Source organism: Priestia sp. P5_B4, from assembly GCF_056400385.1.
In genome coordinates this window covers 1-1,243 of record NZ_JBFULJ010001027.1, presented here as the reverse complement: position 1 = coordinate 1,243, position 1,243 = coordinate 1, and the positions used below count along the sequence as shown (strand labels likewise).

General features: G+C 36.0%; 1 protein-coding gene. It reads right to left on the bottom strand.

Going from position 1 to position 1,243, the window contains the following annotated elements; translation table 11 throughout:
• Positions 1-8 precede the first annotated feature (8 nt).
• A partial coding sequence (locus AC1DRF_RS28480; RefSeq protein ID WP_477742370.1) for a phospholipase D-like domain-containing protein occupies positions 9-1,243 on the bottom strand: 1,235 nt, incomplete at its 5' end.

Sequence of the window (1,243 nt, the reverse complement as noted above, 5' to 3'; positions counted from 1 at the left end):
ACACAGTACTATACAAAATGTCTCCAAAATCGTGTAAAGACCGAAAGAATATGTAGGAGTGCAGATTTTACGGGAGGCACGTTTTTTTGAGAATCCGCATTAACATCCACAGGTTCTCCCTCATTTCCCACGAGCATACTGTGAGAAATTTTAGTTTCAATAGCTCCTGTTAACTCGGCTGCAAATTCTTCACTATCTATCATAACCATAGATTCAGTATTTAAAAATGCAGAGCGTGAATCTAAGTTAAAAGAACCAACTGCACTTAAACGCTGATCATAAACAACAGATTTCCCGTGAATTGAATAGGGCTTTTGATATTCATAAAGCTTCGAACCAGCTTTTATAACGCGATTCTTCACTCCCAAGTATGCAGAAAAAGCCATAGCATTTGGAGTGGATGTAATAGAATTAGTTAAAATAATTCTTTGCACTTTTGGTTTTATTTGCTTATCTATATACTGTTCCATTTCTTTTGTTGGTACGATATAAGGGCTTTGAACAACAATGGATTTTTCAGCTTGCTGGGAGAGCTTAATAAATGTTTTCCATATAAAAGGGCTTTTATTCATTCGTTGAATAGGATTTGTAATAAAAGAAATCTTTCTTGTAGGCATCGTTGCTTCTCTCCATACAATATAAGGATGGACAAAAGGTTCGTTTACTTTTTTGGCCTCTTCGTATTGATCTATCAATAATTTTTTTCCTGAAAGACCGCGAAATTGTTTAGTTTTCTTGGGCTTTGGAAAAGCTTTTCGTGTATACGGATGATTCCATAATTTTTCTATATACTTCTCCATTGAGAGAATGACACTATGACTTTCTTGCTTTGTGTTATAAATCAGTACATCACGGTCATAGACAAAATTTTTATTTGGTTGACTAGCCAAGTATTTATCTCCAATATTTCTTCCTCCAATAATACCTAATTGGCCATCGACTACTATTATTTTATCGTGAAGACGGTTATGCCATGTCCAAGGTTTAAAAATAGTAAAGGGCTCATAGTACTTTAATTCAATATTATTGTGGAAAGCTAGAGCATAAAGAACATTTTTCCTCTTGCCTTTTAACCCATGAGCGATCCCATCTAACAACACGCGAATACGTATACCTCGGTCCGCAGCTTCGAACAAAGCGCCCATAAGTAAATGCGAAGAACGGCCTTTACCGATGGAAAAGTATGCAATATCAATTGTATGCCTCGCTTCTTGAATCATCTGCATCCGAACAAGCCCTGAAA